Source organism: Flavobacterium chilense (genome assembly GCF_001602525.1).
GTDB classification, from domain to species: Bacteria; Bacteroidota; Bacteroidia; order Flavobacteriales; family Flavobacteriaceae; genus Flavobacterium; species Flavobacterium chilense.
In genome coordinates this window covers 999,751-1,020,703 of record NZ_LSYT01000001.1, presented here as the reverse complement: position 1 = coordinate 1,020,703, position 20,953 = coordinate 999,751, and the positions used below count along the sequence as shown (strand labels likewise).

General features: G+C 33.8%; 17 protein-coding genes. 14 read left to right on the top strand and 3 right to left on the bottom strand.

Annotated features, from left to right (window positions below):
- Position 1: 1 nt before the first annotated feature.
- The gene (locus A4F88_RS04260; protein ID WP_068841263.1) at positions 2–580 is read right to left on the bottom strand and encodes a pentapeptide repeat-containing protein; all 579 of its coding nucleotides are present in this window, start codon (positions 578–580) and stop codon (positions 2–4) included.
- A gap of 332 nt (positions 581–912) precedes the next feature.
- Here A4F88_RS04260 and aspA point away from each other — a divergent pair, with 332 nt between their 5' ends.
- From aspA to A4F88_RS04225, 7 genes are all read left to right on the top strand, one after another.
- Entirely contained in the window at positions 913–2,322 is a 1,410-nt protein-coding gene (aspA, locus tag A4F88_RS04255; protein ID WP_068841262.1) for an aspartate ammonia-lyase, read from the top strand.
- A 157-nt stretch (positions 2,323–2,479) separates the two neighbouring features.
- Positions 2,480–3,748, top strand: a complete 1,269-nt coding sequence (locus tag A4F88_RS04250) for a BamA/TamA family outer membrane protein (RefSeq protein ID WP_068841261.1) — start codon at positions 2,480–2,482, stop codon at positions 3,746–3,748.
- A gap of 89 nt (positions 3,749–3,837) precedes the next feature.
- Positions 3,838–4,455, top strand: coding sequence for an outer membrane beta-barrel protein (locus A4F88_RS04245; protein ID WP_068841260.1), 618 nt, complete (start codon positions 3,838–3,840; stop codon positions 4,453–4,455).
- A 169-nt stretch (positions 4,456–4,624) separates the two neighbouring features.
- On the top strand, positions 4,625–5,299 hold the full coding sequence (locus A4F88_RS04240; protein ID WP_068841259.1) for a response regulator transcription factor: 675 nt from the start codon (positions 4,625–4,627) through the stop codon (positions 5,297–5,299).
- A gap of 1 nt (position 5,300) precedes the next feature.
- Complete coding sequence (locus A4F88_RS04235) at positions 5,301–6,704, top strand: sensor histidine kinase (protein WP_068841258.1); 1,404 nt, start codon at positions 5,301–5,303, stop codon at positions 6,702–6,704.
- Positions 6,705–6,781: 77 nt separating this feature from the next.
- Complete coding sequence (locus A4F88_RS04230) at positions 6,782–7,504, top strand: adenine nucleotide alpha hydrolase family protein (RefSeq protein WP_068841257.1); 723 nt, start codon at positions 6,782–6,784, stop codon at positions 7,502–7,504.
- Between the two features lie 49 nt (positions 7,505–7,553).
- On the top strand, positions 7,554–8,501 hold the full coding sequence (locus tag A4F88_RS04225; protein ID WP_068841256.1) for a bestrophin family protein: 948 nt from the start codon (positions 7,554–7,556) through the stop codon (positions 8,499–8,501).
- Positions 8,502–8,591: 90 nt separating this feature from the next.
- On the opposite strand, the gene A4F88_RS04220 is transcribed toward A4F88_RS04225, so the two are convergent.
- Positions 8,592–10,010 (bottom strand): aminotransferase-like domain-containing protein, encoded by a 1,419-nt coding sequence (locus A4F88_RS04220; protein WP_068841255.1) that lies wholly within the window; start codon positions 10,008–10,010, stop codon positions 8,592–8,594.
- 187 nt (positions 10,011–10,197) lie between these two features.
- On the opposite strand from A4F88_RS04220, the gene A4F88_RS04215 reads away from it, so the two are divergent.
- From A4F88_RS04215 to A4F88_RS04200, 4 genes are all read left to right on the top strand, one after another.
- Entirely contained in the window at positions 10,198–11,115 is a 918-nt protein-coding gene (locus A4F88_RS04215) for an EamA family transporter (protein ID WP_068841254.1), read from the top strand.
- A gap of 240 nt (positions 11,116–11,355) precedes the next feature.
- On the top strand, positions 11,356–11,928 hold the full coding sequence (locus A4F88_RS04210) for a Crp/Fnr family transcriptional regulator (RefSeq protein ID WP_068841253.1): 573 nt from the start codon (positions 11,356–11,358) through the stop codon (positions 11,926–11,928).
- A gap of 60 nt (positions 11,929–11,988) precedes the next feature.
- Complete coding sequence (locus A4F88_RS04205; RefSeq protein ID WP_068841252.1) at positions 11,989–12,777, top strand: SDR family NAD(P)-dependent oxidoreductase; 789 nt, start codon at positions 11,989–11,991, stop codon at positions 12,775–12,777.
- Positions 12,778–12,892: 115 nt separating this feature from the next.
- Positions 12,893–15,154: an acyl-CoA dehydrogenase family protein gene (locus A4F88_RS04200; RefSeq protein WP_068841251.1), complete on the top strand. Its 2,262-nt coding sequence runs from the start codon at positions 12,893–12,895 to the stop codon at positions 15,152–15,154.
- A gap of 335 nt (positions 15,155–15,489) precedes the next feature.
- Here A4F88_RS04200 and A4F88_RS04195 read toward each other — a convergent pair whose 3' ends face one another.
- Positions 15,490–15,834: a 5-carboxymethyl-2-hydroxymuconate Delta-isomerase gene (locus tag A4F88_RS04195; protein WP_068841250.1), complete on the bottom strand. Its 345-nt coding sequence runs from the start codon at positions 15,832–15,834 to the stop codon at positions 15,490–15,492.
- Positions 15,835–16,003: 169 nt separating this feature from the next.
- Here A4F88_RS04195 and A4F88_RS04190 point away from each other — a divergent pair, with 169 nt between their 5' ends.
- The 3 genes from A4F88_RS04190 (at position 16,004) to A4F88_RS04180 (ending at position 20,895) form a co-directional block, all read left to right on the top strand.
- Complete coding sequence (locus tag A4F88_RS04190) at positions 16,004–17,647, top strand: DUF6377 domain-containing protein (protein ID WP_068841249.1); 1,644 nt, start codon at positions 16,004–16,006, stop codon at positions 17,645–17,647.
- A 209-nt stretch (positions 17,648–17,856) separates the two neighbouring features.
- Positions 17,857–20,073 carry a glycoside hydrolase family 3 C-terminal domain-containing protein gene (locus A4F88_RS04185; RefSeq protein WP_068841248.1) on the top strand — a complete coding sequence of 739 codons (2,217 nt, stop codon included), beginning with the start codon at positions 17,857–17,859 and terminating at the stop codon, positions 20,071–20,073.
- 174 nt (positions 20,074–20,247) lie between these two features.
- Positions 20,248–20,895: a DUF1349 domain-containing protein gene (locus A4F88_RS04180; RefSeq protein WP_068841247.1), complete on the top strand. Its 648-nt coding sequence runs from the start codon at positions 20,248–20,250 to the stop codon at positions 20,893–20,895.
- Positions 20,896–20,953 lie beyond the last annotated feature (58 nt).

Genomic DNA, 20,953 nt, shown 5'->3' with positions numbered 1-20,953 from the left:
ACTAACTCACAATCACATCATGTTTAAACAATAATCCTTTTAATTCCGTTAAGGCAAAAACAGCTTTCTTCAGTTTCGTTTTTGATGGATCAATGGTGTAATTGTAGCTTGTTTTAAAATCGGCTTTGTTGGCAATAGCTTTGTCAAATTCTGAGCGGTATAAGTCACAATTGTCAAAAAGCACATTGGTTAAATCTGCTGCCATAAAATCTACTGCAATCAAACTGCAATTGATAAATGGAGTTGCTTTTATTTTTAAGGTATAAAATTTAGAGAAATCTAAAATGCAATCGTTAAAACGAACTTCAAAAATAAGTTTATCACACATCGCAAAATTCACTTCTTTAATTTCACAACGATTAAAAGTAACAGTTCTAAAAGCGACATAATTGATTTTTGCTTCATTAAAGATGCAATCATTAAAAACACAATCAATAAAGGTAACCGCTAAAAATGTACAGGCAGAAAAATTACAGCTGTTAAAAATACAACATTCAAAATCCTTAAAATTAAGATCATCTTTACCATAAGTTATAGTAGTGTATTCTTTATCAAGGAAATATTCAGACTCTTTTTTCAATCTTGTTTTTACTAATTATTTCAAAGCCGAAAGATAATAATTAAGAGCTTATTAATAGATAGTAAAGAGGCATATTTTTGATACATAAATGTAAAATCCAGCAAACTAAAAAGAGAATTATTACCTAATATTCAAACATTTTGAGATTGTTTTATATGTTATAATTTTATTAATTTGATATTTTTTGAATCTTAAAATGATAAGTGTTTAATTTTTAGGGTTGATTTTTAGAAAAACTTTGTGATATTTTGATTTGAAATGCTTTATTATAATAGTTCTTTGATGTAGCTTTACAGTGATTTTTAAAATTAAAACATAATAATTTATTATATATGGAATCAACAAGAAAAGAACATGATTTTTTAGGAGAATTAGACATTCCGAATCATCTGTATTATGGTATCCAAACTTTCAGAGCTGTAGAAAATTTTAATATTACAGGAATTCCAATATCAAAAGAACCGCTTTTTATCAAAGCATTAGGTTATGTAAAAAAAGCAGCTGCATTAGCTAATAAAGATTGCGGAGCGCTTGACCCAAAAATTGCCGAAGCAATTTGCTACGGAAGCGATCAGGTTATTGCAGGTAAATTTGATCAGGAATTTGTAAGCGATTTAATTCAGGGTGGAGCAGGAACATCTGTAAATATGAATGCTAATGAGGTAATTGCTAATATTGGTCTGGAATTTTTAGGACATAAAAAAGGCGAATACAACTTTTTACATCCTAACAACCATGTTAACTGTTCTCAGTCTACAAATGATGCTTATCCATCTGCTTTTAGAATTGCACTTTACCTGAAAATGGAAAGTTTTATTAAAACATTAGAAGGCTTAGAAGTTGCTTTTGCTGCAAAAGGAGAAGAATTTAAAAGCGTTTTAAAAATGGGAAGAACCCAATTGCAGGACGCCGTTCCGATGACTTTAGGACAGGAATTTAAATCGTATGCAACCACAATAGGCGAAGATGTCCGAAGATTAAAAGAAGCACAAAGCCTTGTTCTGGAAATCAATATGGGAGCCACAGCAATTGGTACAAGAGTAAATGCTCCTGAAGGATATCCTGAAATCTGTGTGAACTATCTAGCAAAAGAAGTCGGAATTCCGTTAACACTTTCTCCTGATTTGATCGAAGCAACTGTTGATACCGGAGCTTATGTTCAGATTATGGGGACTTTAAAAAGAACTGCGGTTAAAATTTCTAAAATTTGTAATGACTTAAGATTATTAAGTTCCGGACCAAGAACAGGTTTTAACGAAATCAATTTACCGGCACGTCAGCCGGGATCTTCTATTATGCCCGGAAAAGTCAATCCGGTAATTCCTGAAGTAGTAAACCAAACTTGTTTTTATGTGATTGGTCAGGATTTAACCGTTACAATGGCTGCCGAAGCCGGACAACTGCAATTGAATGTAATGGAACCTGTGATTGCTTTTGCTATGTTTACGTCGCTGGATTATCTATCAAACGCTATTCAGACTTTAATTGATAAATGTGTAACCGGAATTACAGCAAATGTTGATCATTGCTATAATTTAGTCATGAACAGCATTGGAATTGTAACACAGCTTAACCCAATTTTAGGTTACGAAGAAAGTGCGAGTATTGCTGGTGAAGCTTTGAAAATGAATAAAAGTGTACATGAAATTGTAGTGGTCGAAAGAAAATTAATTACTCAGGAAAAATGGGATGAGATTTATTCATTAGACAACTTAATCCATCCAAAATTCATCACGAAATAAACTAATTCCATAAAATAGATTTCAAAAAACCGTCAATTTTTTATTGTCGGTTTTTTTTGTTGTAGTAAAATTGTATTATGAAATTATGTAAAGTATTGAAAATAAGGTATATATTTACATAACGGTTAAGAGTTATTTCTAAAAATTAGACATTCAAATGGTAAATTTTTTTAAAAATAATTATTTTCATCATCAATATAAAATCTTCGGGTTAGTCTTCTTTATTTCATTTAATGCAATAGCACAAACCGAAAATATAAGTCGGGAAATATGTGAGCCCAAAACAATCTTAGAAATTTTTAAAAAGAAAGATTCCGTTTCAGTCAGTAAACCCTCAAAAAATAATTTTTTCTTAGTTATTCCAGCTATCGGTTCACAGCCGGCAACTGGATTTTTTTTTGGAGGAGTAGCGCAATATACTTTCAAAGGAAAAGAAGCATCAGATAAATATTCTATTGCCAATCTGGGGATAACGTATACCGTCAAAAATCAATGGCTGGTCAATGTCAAGAATAATATATTACTTAAAAACAACAGGATTTTTCTAAGTGGAGATTATCGGTTATACATTTTTTCACAGCCTAATTATGGATTAGGGACCAATATTATTCCGCATCATAGCAAGCAAAATCATTTTGATGTTGATTCGATTGCGCAGCCTATGGATTACGATTACTTTAAATTTCACCAAACTGTATCTTTTGAAGTCGTTAAAAACTTTTATGTAGGTGCAGGAATCAATCTGGATTGGTATTCAAGTATAAAAGATAAGGATCTGGATGTCGAAAACGAAAAATATACATACCATTATAATTACAGTCAGGAACACGGTTTTAATGAATTAGAATATTTTTTAAACGGTATGAGTCTTAATTTGGTTTACGATTCGCGTGATAATCAAATCAATGCAACACATGGATGGTTTGCTAATATCAATTATCGTTTTAATCCTGTTTTATTTAATAATCAGGATTACAGCAATGTTTTGTATGTCGAATATCGCCATTTTATACCTGTTTCGGCTAAAAACGAAAGGTATATTTTAGCCATCTGGACATATGGGCAATTTGTGACACGAGGAAAAGTTCCGTATTTAAATTTGCCAGCAATTGGCTGGGATCAGCGAAGCAGGAGCGGAGAAGGATATACACAGGGATTATTTAGAGGAGATGGTTTAATATATCTCTCAACAGAATTCAGATTCCCTATTACCTGTGACCAGATGTTCAGCGGAACCGTTTTTACCAATTTTGTAACTGCAAGTAATGTCGATACTAAAACGTCTCTTTTTAATTCAGTTCAGCCTGCTGTGGGCGTAGGATTGCGTATTTTGATTGATAAAAAAACGCGTACCAACCTAATTGTAGACTATGCCTGGGGGAATAATTCAAAAGGATTTTATTTAAATGCCGGAGAGACATTTTAAAAAATAGAAGACCAAATATACAGGCTGATTTTTTTTAGCGAAAGCCTGTATTATTTAAATTGAATATTAACCCTTAAACATTAAAAATTATGAAACAGTACGGTTTATTATTGGTTCTCTTCCTGTCGGCGATAGGAATGAAAGCGCAGGATGCAAGATCTTTTTCTCTTAATTTGTATGGAGGTTACAATTTTTCGGATAAAATTGATTACGACGGATATTCTGCTACTATTGAAGACGGCTTTCAATATGGAGCAGGTTTAGAATATTTTTTCTCTACAAACAATTCTGTAGAGCTAAAGTATTTACGAACAGATACTAAAATTCCTTTTTATGATCAGACTGGAAAGCAACTCAATAGCGGAGATGATAAAGGAGCTTTTAATTTTATTCTTCTAGACGCAACCCATTATTTTGATACAGGCTCAAATCTCTTGCCTTATCTGGGCGGGGGATTAGGAGTTGGTATTACAGAACCTCCGCAAAGTGGTGGCGGAACTTACTTTGCATGGAATATAAAAGCCGGAGTAAAAATTAAAACCGCTTCTACAGTATCTGTAAATCTTAATGCTTATTTGCAATCAATGTCTGCGGCAGTTGGTAATAGTTATTATTGGACGTACTATGGTCCAATTGGAGTAGAAGATTATGTGAGTACTTACCAATTTGGACTGGGAGCTGTATTAAGTTTTAACTTTAAAAAATAGTTTTATCCCCATCAAATCATCCCCAAAAATATAAAAGCATTCGTGGTTTTCGGATGCTTTTTTTCATGCCTGGATAAAGCTATTGTTCATAATTAAATCATAATTTATAACTATTGTGATTTATATTTTTAATGGCAATCCTTATTTTTGTTATCCAGACAGATTAAATATGAAATTACTTATAGTCGAAGACGAACCAAATCTTTTATCTATTTTACGAAAAGGGTTTGCAGAAAACAATAATGAAGTGAGTGTAGCCATGGACGGCAGAACAGCACTGGAAATGCTTCATAATTATAATTTTGATGTTGTTGTTTTAGACGTAATGCTGCCTGATATTAACGGAATTGAAATTTGCAGACGCTTGCGAGCCAGCAAGAATTTTGTTCCTGTTTTACTTTTAACAGCTCTTGGAACTTCTGAAAATATTGTAACCGGACTGAATGCCGGAGCCGATGATTATCTGGTAAAACCTTTTAAATTTGGAGAACTTGATGCCAGAGTAAATGCCCTCCATAGAAGAGCGCACCAGGAAACAGAAAGAGTTGACAGCATAACAATTGGCGATTTGGAGATTAACGGACGTGCCAAAACGGTAAAGCGAAATGGAGAATCTATCATCTTAACTGCCAAAGAGTTTAAATTACTGTATTATTTGGCTAAAAACAGCGGCCGAATCGTTTCCAGAGATCAGATCTTGGATAATGTCTGGGATATTAATTTTGATATGAACACTAATGTTGTAGATGTTTATATCACTTATTTAAGAAAAAAAATAGATAAACCTTTTGCAACCAAACTTATTCATACTATGAAAGGTTTGGGATATGTCATAAAGCCATAAAATGGATATAAGAAAAAAAATTACTTTTACTTATGTAGCACTTTCTACCTTTAGTACACTTTTATTGTGTATTATCGTTTTTGTCCTGTTTCGTGAAAACAACAGGTACCATTTCCTGAAACGATTAGAAGACAGGGCTAAAATTGTGGCTTCCATACATTTTCAAAATGATCCTGAAAAAAGTAAATATTATAGTGAATTAAAGAAAAACGGCCTTGAAGAACTTATAGAAGAAGAAGAATTTGTTCTTAAAATAAACAGTGCCAATAGCTTTGATTACAATACTAATTTAAACTTGCCTAACGAGTTTTATACCAATGTGCTCAAAAATGGAGAGGACTATTTTGAAGTAAACAGCAAATATTATTTAGGGCAGGTTTTTAAAGAAAACAACCAAAAATATATTGTAATTGTAGGGGCAAGAGACCGAAGAGGTAAAACAACTACTATATTTATTGCCAAAATTTTAATTTTTGGCGGTATCGGATTTATACTTTTGGCTTTCTTTTTAGGAAGATTTCTGGCAAAAAGAGTCATTAATCCTGTAGCAAGAATTACCAAAGAGGTAAACAGAATTAGCGCCTCTAATCTGCACAACAGATTACCTGCCGTAAAAAATTCAGATGAAATTTCAGATCTGACCGAAACTTTTAATGACATGCTGGATCGCCTCGAAACCTCATTTGAGATTCAGGCAAACTTTATAAATAATGCATCACACGAATTAAAAACACCAATAACCACAATTATTGCCGAGTCTGAAATTATGCTTCTTAAAGAAAGAGAAGTTTCAGAATACATTCAGTCCTTAGAGAACATTTACGGTCAGGCATCCAAATTAGGAAACTTAACCGAAAGCTTATTAAAACTAACACAAACAGGTTACGACGGTAAAAAACAAGTACTCGATATTGCCAGAATCGATGAATTGTTAATGGATGTAAAATCAGATCTGGATAAAATTTATCCTGATAATCGTGTGAGTATGAAATTTAATTTTGCTCCAAAAGATTCAAATCTGCTTTTAATCCCGTGTAATAAACCGCTTTTAGAACTCGCAATCAATAATATCATTACAAACGGAGTGAAATATTCTGATAATAATGAAGTATTTGTGACGCTTTCGGCAAATCAGGATATGATTAAAATTGCCATCAATGATATTGGTATCGGAATTCCGCCAGAAGATATTCCGCATTTATATGAACCATTCTTTAGAGGAAAAATAGCAACCAAATATATTGGATATGGTTTAGGGCTCCCGTTGGCATCCAAAATCATCCGAATGCACGATGGCGAAATACAAGTGCAGTCAGAGCAGAACAAAGGGACTATCGTAACCATTATTTTTAAGAAAGCCAAAATCAAGAAAAACAACATTAAAAATTCTAATGTTGAATCTTAGAAAGATCTAATCTTATATTAAGCCCCTTCTAATACCACGGCAGTTATTTTGTATGTATAAACTAAACGATTATACATATGAAAAATTTCCTAATACCTACGACTTTAAAAGATGATACGATTTGGGCTGTAAAATCGGCTGTTAGTCAGGCAAAATCGTCACACTGTGAGATCATTTTAATGATGGTTTCCGATGCTCCGGATACTTTTTCATCTTCAAATTTTTTACGCGAAATGCGTACAGGACTTACAGCCAGTCAGGAAGAAGTTCTGGAAACTTGCAGATACATTATTGATCACACCCCAAATTGCAAAATAAAAGTACACAATCAATACGGACTTTCGTCTCCTATTTTTAGACGTATTATTGATGTTTTCTCTGTAAAATTAGTCATTTTGACACATTCGTATAAACAAGAAACAAAACGAATCCATCAATATCTGGTTCAATTAGCAGGAAATCAAAAATGCCCTATTTTACATTTGGGCTTAGAAAACTACAAAGACGATTTCAACAAAGCACTTTACATCGAAAATGCTCAGGCGAATATGCATGTAAAAGATGTTCAGCAATTTTTGCAGGATAATTTTTCATTTGAGATTGTAAGCCAGACATCAAACTTTGATGACAATTACGAAAAATTTGCTCCTTATTTATCTGAAGCTATTTCAAAATATGACATCGATTTACTGGTAGAAACCCGTAAAGGAGAAAAAATCAAATTTAAGAAAACGAAAAAAGAAAATATAAACGATAAACTTGGACTTCCGGTACTATCGATTTACGAAGAATTGGTATAAAGACCAATAATTCCAATAAAAACACAAGTTTCATTATAAACGAAAAAATATGTTATTAAAGAAAAGAATTCCAATGAGGTACGTTCTCGGAAAAATTAAAGTGGAATTAGGTCTTGTACTGACTTATACCATATTGTTTGAAATATTTCATCATTATTTCATTAATGTTGGGGTAGATATTCCAATTGCGATACCAACAATGGTGGGTACGATTATCTCCTTATTATTAGCTTTTAAATCAAATCAGGCTTATGACAGATGGTGGGAAGCACGAATTATTTGGGGATCAATTGTAAATGAATCCAGAACCTTAGTCAGACAAATGCTGACTTTTTATAAAGATCCCGGTTTTTCTGTAGAAGCAAATGAGTTCAAGGAAAACTTCACCAAGAGACAAATTGCATGGTGTTATAGTCTGGGGCAGTCTTTACGTAATAAAGATGCCATAAAACCAATTAGAGATCTGATTAGCGAAGAAGAACTGAATTTTGTAAAAAATCATCAGAATATTCCAAATGCAATATTGTTATTGCATGCCAGGGATCTTAGAATTGCGAGAAAAGACAAACGATTAAATACGTATCAACAAGTAGAAATAGACAATACATTATCCAGATTGTGTGATGCAATGGGTAAATGTGAGCGTATTAAAAACACTATTTTTCCAACAACTTATAGTATGTATATCAGAATGACATTGTGTTTGTTTATTCTACTATTGCCTTTTGGATTAATTAGTTTATTAAGCTGGTTTGCAGTACCATTAATTACCATTATTGGCGGAATGTTCTTTCTAATCGAAAAAATGGCAATTCATTTACAGGATCCATTCGAAAACAGACCAACAGATACACCTGTAACTACTATTTCGAACACAATCGAAAAGAATTTAATGCAAATGCTAAACGAGTATCAGAGTGAATTTGATATTATCAAAGAATTTGATCTTAAACCGAGCCCTAAAATAGCGGAAAACAACGCTTATTTTGTTTTATAATTAAATTGATTTTGGTTTCTCAATTTGTTGCCGGACAGCGCGAGTAAGTAAGCGCTGTCTGGCTTTTTTTTATAAAGTAAACCTTTAAAATTACTGATGAAGCAGTCTTCCTAAAGTTTGTATCGATTGCCTAAGTTCATTCGTCCATGGCAGTCCAAAACTCAGTCGCATACAATTCGAAAACTGATCCTGAAAAGAGAAAATTCTTCCCGGTGCAATACTAATCTTGTGCTGCATCGCCTGATGATAGAATACTGCTGTATCAATGCTTTTGTCTAATTCAATCCAAAGAAAAAATCCGCCCTGTGGCTGACTCACTTTGGTGCCTTTCGGGAAAGATTCCAGAACAGTATTGATATAATTATTACAATTGCGATTTAATATCTGGCGTATTTTTCTAAGATGATTTTCGTAACGTCCGTTTTTTAGAAAATCTCCCACAACTTCATGAGTAATAGTAGGAGAGGAGAGTGAATGGTAAATTTTGTTTCGCAGTATTTGTTTTTTGAATTTCCCTGGTGAAACCCAGCCCACACGATAACCTGGTGCCAGTGTTTTAGAAACCGAACTGCAGCAAAGTACAATGCCACTTTCGTCATACGTTTTACAATTGGTTGGCCGGCTTGAGCCAAAGTACAAATCACCATGAATATCGTCTTCAATTAACGGAATATTATAAAACTCCATCAATTTAACCACTTCTATTTTATGTTCAGCCGGCATCATGCTTCCGGACGGATTACTAAAGTTGCTCATCAGCAGGCAAAGTTTTACCTTTTTAGAGGAAAGTGCTTTTTTTAGTGCTTCCAATTCTATTCCTGTAGTCATATTTGTCGGCAATTCCATGATGTACAATCCCAGAGATTTAGCCAATTGCAGGATGCCAAAATAAGCAGGACTTTCAGTAATAATAGTATCTCCCGGTTTAGTCAGCGTCATTAAACAATGCGAAATAGCACTGGTGCATCCCGGCATCGTAATAATATCCTCTTCGGTAAGTGATCCTCCCCAGGTAAAAGACCAACGGGCAATTTCTCTTCTTAAATTAGGATTTCCTTTTACCTCCTCATAACTCGTTCCGCTGTTGGGCAGTTGTCGCATCGCCTGAACCATTCCTTTGTTTAATTTGGCAATAGGAAGCAATTCATTCGACGGAAAACCCAACGAAAGCATTGTAATATTCTTATCCGTCATATTGCCGTAAACCTGATCAATCAGATCCTCACGGTCAATATTGACACATTTTAAAATCGGACTGCTTGGCGAAGGTTCTGTAATTATTCTTGCAGATGTATTACTGACATAATATCCCGATTGAGGTCGGGATTCAATCAGTGATCTGCTCTCAACTTCATAATACGCTTTACTAACCGTGCTCATGCTATAACCTGTTTCGGCGCAGACTTCACGTATCGAAGGTAACTTGTCACCAACGCTTAAAACGCCCGATTTTATTTGCTTTTCAATCCGGTCAGCAAACTGAAGATATAAGTAATTTGAGTTTTTCATATCAGCATGATATTTGTTTTTTTTATGGAATAAGGCATTACCACTCTTTCAATATCAGTTTTTAATCAAGAAATTACAGCGATTTCATAAAATAAACTGTTACGGTGCAATTTACAAAAACTGTATCTGTATTGCTATTTTATTTTTTAGAAATTTGTTTCATAGAAAACCAAAAAACTAAAACCCCGTGAAAACAACAAAATATTATATAGCTGCCATTACCTGTTTTGTAATCTGGGGATTTTTTAGCTTAGTGTTAAAACCCATACACGATTACCCTTCTTTAGATATTTTGTTCTATCGCGTTTTTAGCTGTAGTATTTTGATGTTACTAATCTCTTTTACATTCAGACGAAAAAAAGTAAAAGAAGCGATTCAAACCTTTAAAGCATTGCCAAAAGCCGAGAAAAGAAAAACAACTTTACTAAATATTGGCGGAAGCGTTTTTCTAATGGCCAACTGGTTTACATTTATTTATGTAATGAACCATGTTAGTGTAAAAGCAACATCTTTAGCATATTTGGTTTGTCCAATTTTAACCACTTTGCTGGCTTATTTTATCCTGCACGAAAAATTAAGTAAAACACAATGGTTAGCCGTTGGATTAAGTATTTCGGGGTGTTTGCTTTTATCTTACACCAACATTATGGATATGTTTTTTAGCATCATTATAGGCTCAACTTATGCATCTTATTTAGTAAGTCAGCGTATTAATAAAGGTTTTGATAAATTTATAATCCTTACATTCCACATCACCCTTGCGGCTTTCTTTTTATTGCCTTTTTTTCCGGCTTACAGCGGGCCGGTTCCAACAGAATTTAAATTTTATTTCTGTATCGAAACCATTGCCATTTTATTTACCATTTTTCCGTTATTCCTTAATTTATATGCACTTTCAGGAATTAATTCTTCAACAGTTGGAATGCTTTTAAACATAAATCCCATGATTGCGTTTCTTCTGGCAATGTTCTTTTACAAAGAGCCATTTAACTTCATTCAGATTATCGCATACGGAATTGTTTTTCTGGCAGTTTTAGTATTTAATTCACATCATATTTTTGCCATCAGGCAAAAGTTTGCTACAATATCCAAAGACTCTAAATAACGTGAGGTAGCTTATATTTTTTATTGGTTTAAAATATAAATTACCAGAATCTTAACAGGATATTCGAACAGGAATGAGTATTTTCATTCCTGTTTTTTTTATGGAAAAGATAAAGTTTTTAGCCACGAATTACATTTTGTTACAAAATATAATTCGTGAAAATTAGTGCAATTCGTGTCAAATAAAAAATCCTTTAATTTGTAGCAGAGTTATTCAAATTAATTCAAACCATACTTTAAAATGCACGACAGACTTTTAAATTTAATTCAGGAAATTATAAAAATAGATGAAACAGACAGGATCATGGCTGAAAGTTTTTTCGAACCTGTGTTTTTTGATAAAGGTCAGATTTTAGAAATCGAAAACAAACCCGTTAAGTATCTGTATTTTATAAATTCCGGTTTTATACGCATCTTTTATAATGAAAATGGCGTTCAGATTACCACTCATATCAATTGTCCGTCAGGGTTTATCACTTCTTTTAACAGCTTTATAAACGGTACTGCTTCCCATGATAACGTCGAATGTATAACTCCGTGTCAGGTGCTGCGCATTACGAAAAGCAATTTTGACACCCTTTGCCAAAAAAGCCCAAAATGGGCAGATTTTGCCAGAATTATTTATGAAAAATCGGTTATCTATAATGAGCAGCGAACCAGAGATATCATGAATCTATCAGCAGAAGATCGCTATTTAAACCTATTAAAATACAATCCGGATATCATTAAAAATGTACCGCTTCAATACATTGCCTCTTTTATTGGAATCAAACCTGAAAGTTTAAGCCGAATCAGAAAAAAACTGATTTCCTAACATAGGTCAAGTAGAATGGTTTAGTTATGACTGAATTTTGCTTCAGAAAATAACTAGAAAATGAAAACAATAAAAAACAAAACGGCATTAATTACCGGAGCATCATCCGGCATTGGAGAAGCTTTTGCTTATGAATTGGCAAAACAAGGAACAAATCTTATTTTAACAGCCCGATCAGAAGATAAATTAGATCTTCTGGCTACTAAAATTTCAAAAGAATATCACGTAAAAGTAAATGTTTTTGCTGGTGATCTTTTGCAAAAAGATACGCCATACAAATTGTACAATCAAATAAAACAGGCAGGTTTATCTGTAGACATTCTGATAAACAATGCAGGATTTGGCAAATGGACCAATTTTTTGGATGAAAGTATTCAGGAATATGAAGATATGATCGAAGTAAACATCAATGCACTCGTAAAACTTTGTCATTTGGTACTGCCGGATATGCTGAAAAAAGGTGATGGCGGGATCATTAATGTTGCTTCAACCGGAGCATTACAGCCATGTCCGTATGTAGCTGCTTATTGTGCAAGCAAATCGTTTGTGCTAAATTTTTCGGAAGCACTTTATGGCGAATATCATAAAAAAGGATTGACGATAACGGCGCTTTGTCCGGGGAATACCACAACTGGTTTTCAATCTGTTGCAAGAGCAAACACAAAAGGTATGACAGCAGATACACCCGAAGAAGTTGCTAAACAAGGAATCAAAGCACTTCTAAAAAACAAAAGCTTTAAAATTGTTGGAGCAATGAATTATGTTCAGTCATTTTTGCCGAGATTCTTAGCCAGAAAAGCAATGATTAATGTCGTAAGCGCCATGATGAGCAGTAAAGTAAACGGATAAAAAACGATTATCGTTTTTAGATTACCTGCCTAACATAATGCATATATTAAGAGAATCTTAACGTACTTTAAGTGAAATTTCTTTAATTTAACAGAAGTAAAAATTAAGATTCTCTATGAAAAATATCAAACTTCAAGCCTTTATTCCTTTATTCTATTTAGTGTGGTCCGATGATTTGCTGACTCAGAAAGAGTTTGTCACGATTCAAAAATTTATCAATGATCTGACCTGGCTTTCGCCCGAAGAAAAACAACAACTGCTTTCAAGAGTAGACATCTCAAATCCGCCTTCGCGAAATGAACTCTCACAATGGAAATCAGATATAGAAAACAGTATTCAGAATAAAGAAGATATCAAATCAATCTTTGATATTGCCGAAGCCCTTTCAGAAAAAGACACTGATATTTCGACTTTAAAATCAAGTTTTATAAAGCTGGAAAATGATCTTGGTATTTTAGGCGAAGAAGCACTTCAGAATTTTAAAACAAAAGCCGGTTCTTTTACGGCAAACTTTCAAAACAACTCAGATTTTGATATTCAAAAAATAACAACACTTTTAAATGGTAAAGAAACTGCGATAATCAACAAAGTAAAATCAGTTATTTCAAGACCTGAATTTGCTTACGAAACTTCGACAGATATCAATGTATATCGTCAGACCGTGTACAAATGGTGTAAAATTTTAGCAGAAGAAAATCTCGGAAACATGGCTTATCCAAAACAATATGGAGGAGGAGAAAACATAGCCGATTATTTTGCCATAATGGAAACGCTGAGTTATCACGATTTGAGTTTAGTAATTAAATTTGGTGTTCAGTTTGGGCTTTGGGGCATGAGCGTGCAATCGTTAGGAACAGAGAAACATTATGCCAAATACCTAAAAGATATTGGGACATTAAAAATTCCGGGTTGTTTTGCGATGACCGAAACACATCACGGTTCAAATGTAAAAGGTTTAGAAACCACAGCAACCTACAATCATAACGATCAAACGTTTACCATTCATACCCCAAACAAAAATGCTCAGAAAGAGTATATTGGTAATGTAGCAGTTCACGGGCAAATGGCAACTGTTTTTGCTAAACTTGTTATCGACGATCATGATTATGGTGTAAATGCATTTGTGGTGCCGCTACGGGATACGAACGGAAATACCTTAAATGGCGTTACAATTGGCGATTGTGGACACAAAATGGGATTAAATGGTGTAGATAACGGAACAATCAGCTTTGATCAGGTTGTAATTCCGAAAGAAAATATGCTGGATCGTTTCGCTTCTGTGAATGATAAAGGAGAATTCGAAAGCCCGATTCCGAGCGATAACAGACGATTTTTTACCATGCTGGGAACCTTAGTTGGCGGACGAATCGGGATTCCGCGTTCTGCTTTGGCTGCAGCCAAATCCGGATTGACAATTGCGATTCGCTACAGCGATCAGCGACGACAATTTGGACCAGAAGGCGGATCTGAAGTTCCAATTTTGAATTACAGAATGCACCAGCGCCGATTAATTCCGCCATTGGCTAAAACCTATGCCGTTCATTTTGCATTGCAATATCTTACGAATCGTTTTCTAAACAGAACCGAAGCCGAAATGCAGGAAATCGAAGCTTTGGCAGCCGGAATGAAATCTTATTCGACCTGGAGTACGAGAGATATTCTGCAAGAATGCCGTGAAGCCTGTGGCGGAAAAGGCTATTTGTCTGAAAACCGAATCGATGCTTTAAAAAATGATACTGAAATATACACGACTTTTGAAGGCGATAATACCGTTTTGATGCAATTGGTAGCCAAAAATCGTTTGTCTGAATTTAGAAAAGCATTCGGAGAAATGGGGTCTTTGGGAATTATTAATTATGTATATGAAAACGCCAAAACCGCTATTACAGAAAAAAATCCAATTGCAACCCGCAAAACCGATGATGAACATTTACTGGACGAAGAATTTCATTTGCAGGCTTTTATTCACAGAGAAAAAACAATATTAGCATCTGCCGCAAGACGTATCAAAAAACTAGTAGACGGAGGTTTAGAACCTTATGATGCTTTTAATGTAGTGCAACACCAAATGATCGATGTAGCTCAGGCGTATTTAGAAAGAGTTGTTCTGGAGCAGTTTCAGCTGGCAATAAAAACGGTCGAAGACGAAAAATCAAGACAAATATTAAAAAAACTAAATCAGTTATATGCGCTTTCTCAGATAGAAAAAAACAAAGCGTGGTATCTTGAAGATGGTTATATGGAAGCAGTTAAAACCAAAGCAATCCGTAAAATGGTCAATCAGCTTTGTTGGGATATTAGACCAGATGTTGTTTCGCTAGTCAATGCTTTCGATATTCCGGAGAGTTGTCTGGCGGCACCTATTGCGGTTAAATAATATTTTTGAATGAGGGAGTAAAGATTAAAGAGTAAAGATTAAAGAGTAAAGATTAAAGAGTAAAGAGAATAGATATAATCTTTATGTAAAGCTTTGTCAAAGTCTTTCTTTTACGAAGAAGCATTCAGTAAAAATAGCCACGAATTCACGAATTTTTTCTAATTAGTTTTCCTGAAAATTCGTGAATTCGTGGCTATTTTTTATTACAAAAAAGTAATTTACTTATAAAAGGCGTTTTTGAATCTTAATTTGTTGGCAGTTAGATATTTGTTTTTGTTAGGACAAGAGATCGTTGTTGTTATTTCTGTTATATCACAAAGTATTTAAAACCCTTTTCAGATCATTGTTTTATTGAAATAAGTCGCCCTTTCAAAATCTTTTATATTGATTGAAATTACCGGGACTTCAGGTAAAATAGTATTCAACGATGTAACAATGGCTTTGGATAATCGACTTTTTTGATCGGTATCACGACCTTCCATAATATATCCAAAAACATGGATAAAATCATTTAAGGAATTTCCGTTATTGTAATAACTAAACGGATTGATTCTCACTTTAATTTCAGATTCAACAAAAAGTCCGGTTGACATTGCAGCGTTAAAAACTTCCTGCATAATATCATCGGCAGATTTTAAACGTATTACATTCTCGGAGCAGTCAATAACAAAGTGGGGCATATCTGTTTCGTTTAGATTAAAAAATTGAAGACCATCAAATTTACAAAAGCAAAGTTTTTTTTAGTTGATTTTTTGTTACAAAATGCAAAATTTAAGACTTATAAATAATTCATCTTTTATGTGATCACTTTGTTATATTTGTAAGTCTCATTATATCTTTAAATTCGTTTTGAAAAATTACTTGTTGCTTTGTTTTTTAGTTTTCTTAGGAAGTCCTGTTTATTCATCTGACAGCACTGATACTATTATAGCCAAGCTAAATGACGCCCTTAGAAACAAAGGCCATTACGTTCGGTTAAAAGAAGAACGTATCCTGAATTTTAAAAAGATAAAATCAGCAGATTTAACTAAAGAACAGGAATACAATTACAACAAAACCTTATATACTGAATACCAAAAATTCAATTCAGATTCGGCTATTTTATATGTAAAAAAGAATCTCAAAATTGCCAGTGAACTTCAGAACAAAGAGTTATTAAACCTTGCCAATCTGGAATTAGTTACACTTTATTCTTCTTCAGGAAAATACCGTGAATCTGAGGCTATCTTAAAAAGCATCGATAAAAAAACATTATCAACAGCATTATTGCAAAATTACTACGTTGCCTATCGCGAGTTTTTTGAACATTATGCTGCCAATAGTTATGACATCAAATACATTCAGCAAATACAAAAATATCGTGATTCTTTAGTGACCATTTTAGAGCCTAATACACTCAACTATAGAATTACGCGGATTCAGCAAATCATGTCCAACAAAAAGTTTAAAGTTGCAGAGAAGCAATTGTTAGAGATATTTGGAGATATTAAAGATGATAATCCGCAGTATGCAATGGTTACTTATCTTTTGGGTAAAATTTACGAAGCCACAAAGCAATTAGAACTAAGAAAGAAATATTATGCACTTTCGGCAACTTCAGATATAAAAAATGCCAACAAAGATAATGCTTCACTTCAGGAACTGGCACTTGTTTTTTATGAAATAGGAGATGTTGATATGGCTTATAAATTAACCCAGTCAGCTATCGAAGATGCACTTTACTGTAATGTTCAGTTTCGTACCTTATTAATGTCTGAGGTATATTCGATTATCAATACCGTTTATTTAGAAAGAGAAGCCAAGAGAAAAACCGAATTGCAATTGTATCTTTTATGTATCAGTTTACTTTCGGCATTTTTACTCGTAGCCATTATTTATGTTTACAAACAAATGAAAAAAGTATCCAGAATTAGGGGAGAACTTTTCATTACGAGTCAAAAATTAGCCGAATTAAACAAAGACATTACAGAAACTAACAATCAGTTGCAGGAACGTAATGCACAGTTATCAGAATCAAATCATGTTAAAGAAGAATATATCGCGCACTTTTTCAGCCTTTGTTCTACCTATATCAACAAACTTGAAAACTATCGCATCATTTTAAACAAAAAAGCAACGGCAAAACAGTTCGACGAAATTTATAAAATGCTAAAATCAACTACTTTGGTTGATAACGAACTCGAAGAATTGTACAAGAACTTTGATATTATCTTTCTGAATTTATATCCCACTTTCGTGAAAGATTTCAACGCACTTTTGATCAAAGAAGAACAGATTGTTTTAAAGCAAGGTGAACTGCTCAATACCGAGCTTCGTATTTTTGCTTTGATTCGTTTAGGAATTAACGACAGTGTAAAAATTGCAGCGTTTCTGAGATACTCCTTAAGCACAATTTATAACTATAGAACCAGAGGCCGAAATAAAGCCGCAGTTTCCCGAAATGATTTTGAAGAAATGGTCATGAAAATTGGCTTAATTTCATTGAAAGTCTGAAAAAATATTTTAAAATCACTACTTTTTTTGGCTTATATTTTTTATTAAGTATTTGTTATTCAGTTGTTTAATTTTTTATTTCACTACTTTTTTTCGTTTAAAAATTCAAAACGAACTATAACGTTTTAGCTTTACACTATTATTAAAAAGGTCATATAACCCTATACAACCTTTGATTGTAAATTAAATGCTTTAATAAATTATTAGTTATGTTTAAAAACGTTAAAACAATTGTTGTTTTACTTTTGTTGAGCTCTATTGGTGTAAATGCACAGAATAAAGTTCCGGTTTATCTGGATGATAAAAAGCCAATTAATGAGCGTGTTGAAGATGCTCTTAAAAGAATGACAACCGAAGAAAAAATTGCCATGATTCATGCGCAGTCAAAATTTAGTTCGCCGGGAGTAAAACGTCTGGGGATTCCGGAAAACTGGATGACCGACGGACCACACGGAATTCGTACTGAAGTAAAATGGGACGAATGGGATCAGGCAGGCTGGACAAATGATTCTTGTATTGCATTTCCGGCTCTTACCGCACTTTCTTCAACCTGGAACAAAGAGTTATCTTCTTTATATGGCAAATCAATTGGAGAAGAAGCACGTTACCGTAATAAAAATGTATTGTTAGGACCTGGAGTAAACATCTACAGAACACCATTAAACGGGCGTAACTTCGAATATATGGGAGAAGATCCTTTTCTTGCTGCAAAAATGGTAGTTCCTTATATTAAAGGAGTACAGGCAAACGGAGTTGCTGCCTGTGTAAAACACTTTGCTTTAAATAATCAGGAAACAAAACGTAACTCAGTAAATGTAATTGTTGATGATCGTGCTTTATACGAAATCTATTTGCCTGCTTTTAAAGCTGCCGTTCAGGAAGGTGATGTTTGGGCAATTATGGGTTCATACAACAGATATAAAGGACAGCAATGTTGTCATAACGAATTTTTGCTTAATGATATTCTTCGCGGAGAATGGGGCTTTAAAGGAGTTGTGGTTTCAGACTGGGGCGGTGTTAGTGATACTAAACAATCTATCTACAATGGTTTGGATATGGAATTTGGCTCATGGACAAACGGACTTTCATGGGGAACAAGTAATGCCTATGACAACTATTACCTGGCAAAACCATACTCAGAAATGATTCGTAAAGGCGAAGTGGGAACAAAAGAATTAGATGAAAAAGTACGTCGTATTTTACGTTTATCTTTCTTGACAACAATGGACAGAAACCGTCCGTTTGGATCTTTTGGTACACAAGAACATGCAGATGCTGGTCGTAAGATTGCCGAAGAAGGAATTGTATTACTTCAGAACAACAATAACATTTTACCAATTGATCTTTCTAAAACAAAGAAAATCGCTGTTATTGGTGAAAATGCAATCAAAATGATGACTGTTGGAGGAGGAAGTTCTTCACTAAAAGCAAGATACGAAATTACACCTCTTGAAGGATTAAAGAAAAGAATTGGAAACCAGGCTGAAATCGTTTATGCCCGTGGTTATGTTGGAGATCCAACCAGTAATTATAACGGAGTAGTAGCAAAAGTAAGTTTAGAAGACAAACGTTCTCCAGCAGAGTTAACTGCTGAAGCTCTAAAAGTAGCTAAAGATGCTGATATCGTTCTTTTTATTGGAGGTTTAAATAAAAGCGATAATCAGGATGCAGAAGGACATGACCGTAAAGAATTAGGTTTACCATATGGTCAGGATAAATTAATTGCTGACTTAGTTAAAGTAAATAAAAACATTGTTTTTGTAAATATTTCAGGAAATGCTGTGGCAATGCCGTGGGTAAAAGAAGTTCCGGGAATTGTACAAGGATGGTTTTTAGGTACAGAAGCAGGAAATGCTTTGGCTAATGTTTTAGTTGGAGATGTAAATCCTTCAGGAAAATTATCATTCACTTTCCCGGTTAAATTATCAGATAACGGAGCTCACGCTTTAGGAGAATTTCCTGGTGGAGATGAAGTAAAATATAACGAAGGGATTTTTGTAGGTTACCGTTGGGCTGACAAACAAAAGGTAAAACCATTATTTTCTTTTGGACACGGATTAAGCTACACGACTTTTGCATACGGAAAAGTAACTGCTGACAAAAAACAAATGGCAGCAAGCGACAAGATTACATTTTCTGTTACGGTGAAAAATACAGGATCAAGAGAAGGTTCAGAAGTCGTTCAGCTTTATATCAGCGATTTAAAATCTTCATTACCACGTCCGGTTAAAGAATTAAAAGGATTTGAGAAAATTTCGCTTAAAGCGGGAGAAGAAAAAACAGTAACTTTTACAATCGATAAAACTGCTTTAAGCTTTTTTGATGATAAAAAACACGACTGGGTTGCAGAACCGGGAGCTTTTGAAGCTATCGTTGGAGCATCTTCTACAGATATAAAATCTAAAGTGGGCTTCTCACTACAATAATTTTATTATTTCTAAATTGGTTGGTTTGTAAAGCTGCAAGTGTAAAAAGTTGCAGCTTTGCTTTTATGAGTTTAACCGTTTAAATTTTTTTACCATTAAGATATTAAGTTAATTAAGATTTTGAGCTTAATATCTTAATGGTTCATATAAAAACACCTTAATTGTTTAATTACTATGAAAAAAGTTATACTTGGTGCTATCACTTTGTTTTTAGCGCAAAACCTTTCGGCGCAAAGCCTCAATAAAATGCAATGGTTTAATGAACCTGAAAAATGGGAAATTAAAAACAATGCCTTAATTATGAATGTAACGGCAAACAGTGATTACTGGCGAATTTCGCATTACGGATTCACTGTTGATGATGCTCCGTTTTATTACGCTACTTATGGCGGAGAATTTGAAGCCAAAGTAAAAATTACCGGAAATTATATCGCCCGTTTTGATCAGATGGGATTAATGCTTCGCATCGACGAGAAAAACTATATTAAAACCGGAGTTGAATTTGTAGACGGAAAATTTAATATTAGTACAGTTGTAACGCATGATAAAAGCGATTGGAGCGTAACAACTTTAGACAAAGCACCACCATTTGTATGGATTAAAGTCGTAAGACGTTTAGATGCTGTTGAGGTTTTCTTTTCGTATGATGATAAAAATTACATCCTGACGAGAAATGCACCTTTACAGGATAATACACCGGTTATGGTAGGTTTAATGGCAGCATCACCAGATGGGAAAGGTTTTGAAGCTAAATTTGAGAACTTCAAAGTAACACATTTGCCGGATCAACGCAGATTAGAATGGCTTAAAAATCATCAATAATGTAAGACGCAAAAAGTAAATTGAAAGATGTATATTGCTAATTGAAAAGAGACAAATA

Bases quoted from the DNA above. Each gene is read 5' to 3' on its own strand.
- aspA (WP_068841262.1), top strand. From the start codon at position 913: ATGGAATCAACAAGAAAAGAACATGATTTTTTAGGAGAATTAGACATT.
- A4F88_RS04250 (WP_068841261.1), top strand. From the start codon at position 2,480: ATGGTAAATTTTTTTAAAAATAATTATTTTCATCATCAATATAAAATC.
- A4F88_RS04245 (WP_068841260.1), top strand. From the start codon at position 3,838: ATGAAACAGTACGGTTTATTATTGGTTCTCTTCCTGTCGGCGATAGGA.
- A4F88_RS04240 (WP_068841259.1), top strand. From the start codon at position 4,625: ATGAAATTACTTATAGTCGAAGACGAACCAAATCTTTTATCTATTTTA.
- A4F88_RS04235 (WP_068841258.1), top strand. From the start codon at position 5,301: ATGGATATAAGAAAAAAAATTACTTTTACTTATGTAGCACTTTCTACC.
- A4F88_RS04230 (WP_068841257.1), top strand. From the start codon at position 6,782: ATGAAAAATTTCCTAATACCTACGACTTTAAAAGATGATACGATTTGG.
- A4F88_RS04225 (WP_068841256.1), top strand. From the start codon at position 7,554: ATGTTATTAAAGAAAAGAATTCCAATGAGGTACGTTCTCGGAAAAATT.
- A4F88_RS04220 (WP_068841255.1), bottom strand. From the start codon at position 10,010: ATGAAAAACTCAAATTACTTATATCTTCAGTTTGCTGACCGGATTGAA.
- A4F88_RS04210 (WP_068841253.1), top strand. From the start codon at position 11,356: ATGCACGACAGACTTTTAAATTTAATTCAGGAAATTATAAAAATAGAT.
- A4F88_RS04205 (WP_068841252.1), top strand. From the start codon at position 11,989: ATGAAAACAATAAAAAACAAAACGGCATTAATTACCGGAGCATCATCC.
- A4F88_RS04200 (WP_068841251.1), top strand. From the start codon at position 12,893: ATGAAAAATATCAAACTTCAAGCCTTTATTCCTTTATTCTATTTAGTG.
- A4F88_RS04195 (WP_068841250.1), bottom strand. From the start codon at position 15,834: ATGCCCCACTTTGTTATTGACTGCTCCGAGAATGTAATACGTTTAAAA.
- A4F88_RS04185 (WP_068841248.1), top strand. From the start codon at position 17,857: ATGTTTAAAAACGTTAAAACAATTGTTGTTTTACTTTTGTTGAGCTCT.
- A4F88_RS04180 (WP_068841247.1), top strand. From the start codon at position 20,248: ATGAAAAAAGTTATACTTGGTGCTATCACTTTGTTTTTAGCGCAAAAC.